The organism is Sphingobium sp. HDIP04 (genome assembly GCF_000445085.1).
GTDB lineage: Bacteria > Pseudomonadota > Alphaproteobacteria > Sphingomonadales > Sphingomonadaceae > Sphingobium > Sphingobium indicum.
The window spans coordinates 1-1837 of the sequence record NZ_ATDO01000003.1 but is presented as its reverse complement, the minus strand read 5'-3'; the positions used below and the strand labels follow the sequence as shown (position 1 = coordinate 1837).

At 69.4% G+C, this 1837-nt stretch carries 2 protein-coding genes; both read right to left on the bottom strand.

Annotated elements, in window-relative coordinates; all coding sequences use genetic code 11:
* A partial coding sequence (locus L286_RS25205) for a precorrin-2 dehydrogenase/sirohydrochlorin ferrochelatase family protein (RefSeq protein WP_021222897.1) occupies positions 1–361 on the bottom strand: 361 nt, incomplete at its 3' end.
* A complete protein-coding gene (gene lysA / locus L286_RS25200) occupies positions 361–1641 on the bottom strand; it encodes a diaminopimelate decarboxylase (RefSeq protein ID WP_021222896.1) in 1281 nt (426 codons plus the stop codon). The genes lysA and L286_RS25205, both read right to left, overlap by 1 nt.
* Positions 1642–1837 lie beyond the last annotated feature (196 nt).

Genomic DNA, 1837 nt, shown 5'->3' with positions numbered 1-1837 from the left:
CGCCCAGCCGGGCGGGCAGCAGAGCCTCCAGCCGTTGCCGCAGCGCCTTGGCCAGCCCGGCCGAAGCGCCGCCGGTGCCGATGGCGATCAGCACCGGATCGCGGTCGACGATGGCGGGCAAAGTGAAGTCGCACAGGTCGGGCCGGTCGGTGGCGTTCACCCATATGCCGCGCGCCTGGAGCCTCTGCACGGTCGCCTCGTCACCGTCCGCGACGATGGCGAACGCGGCCTCCTCCCCCTCGCCCACGATGCGCGCCCCGGCCCGTTCCAGCAGGCGGCGCTTGGCGTCCGCCGCCTCGCCCTCGCCGGTCAGGATGACGGCCCGCCCTTGCAACCGCAGGAAGACGGGCAGGCTGTGCATCAGTCCTGCACGCCTTCCGACGCTATCCAGGCGGGAATGCTGTCGCCCTCGATCAGCGCCTCTATCGGCGGACGGGCGCGGACCACGGCCCATTTGTCGCCCGACACCAGCACTTCGGGGGTCAGGGCGCGGCTGTTATAGGTGCTCGCCATGGTCGCGCCATAGGCGCCCGCGGTCATGAAGGCGACCAGGTCGCCCGCGCCCACCACGTCCATGTCGCGATGCATGGCGAAGGTGTCGCCGGTCTCGCACACCGGCCCCACGACATTGGCGGCGGCGCGCTCGCCCTTCGGATGGACGGCGCGGATGTCGTGCCATGCGTCATAAAGGCTGGGGCGCAGCAGGTCGTTCATCGCCGCGTCGACGATGACGAACGGGGCCTGCGCGCCCTGCTTCACCCGCACCACCTGCGACAGCAGCACGCCCGCATTGCCGACGATCAGGCGGCCCGGTTCGAACATCAGGCGGACGTTCCAGCCCTGCGTGATCCGCGTCACCATCGCGCCATAGTCGGCGGGGCTGGGCGGCAGCGGCTGCGACGGGTCATAGGGGACGCCGAGGCCCCCGCCGAGATCGGCGGTGCGGATGTCATGGCCCGCCGCCCGCAGCCTTTCGATCAGCGCGCCGACCTTGATGAAAGCGGCCTCCAGCGGCGTCAGGTCGGTGAGTTGGCTGCCGATATGGACCGCCACGCCCTGCACGTCCAGGCCGGGCAGGTCGCGGGCGGCGGCATAGCTGGCGAGCGCCCGGTCATAGGGGATGCCGAACTTGTTTTCCGACTTGCCGGTGGAGATCTTCGCATGGGTGCCTGCGTCGACATCCGGGTTGATGCGGTAGGCGACCGGGGCCTTCCTGCCCATCGACAAGGCGACTTCGGAGAGCATTTCCGCTTCGGGTTCGCTTTCCAGATTGAACTGGTAGATGCCCTGTTCCAGCGCGATGCGCATTTCGTCCGCCGTCTTGCCGACGCCGGAAAAGACGATGCGCTCCGCCGGGATGCCCGCCGCGATGGCGCGCAGCAATTCGCCCGCCGACACGACGTCCGCGCCCAGGCCCAGCTTCGCCAGCGTCGCCAGCACGGCGGCGTTGGGATTGGCCTTCACCGCGAAGGCGATCAGCGGATCGTGGATTTGCGACAGCCCCTCGCGGAACACGGCGACATGGCGGGTCAGGGTCGCGGTGGAATAGATATAGACGGGCGTGCCGACCTGCGCGGCGATCTCCGCCATCGGCACCTGCTCCGCCAGCATCGCGCCATCGACATAGGTAAAATGGTCCAAGTCAGTCTATCCTAGAAATGCCGGCGCCAAAATCTAGCGCGGGTCGCTTTCGGGCGGCAGGTCGAATTCGTCGTCGCCGCGCACCCTGGACTGGGTCAGCAGTTCGACATTGCGTTCCGGCCGCGCCTGAATGGGGGGCGTGGTCAGCTCCGCCGCGGTCGGCGCGGCCGCAGCGCCCACCGGCACGGCGGGCAGG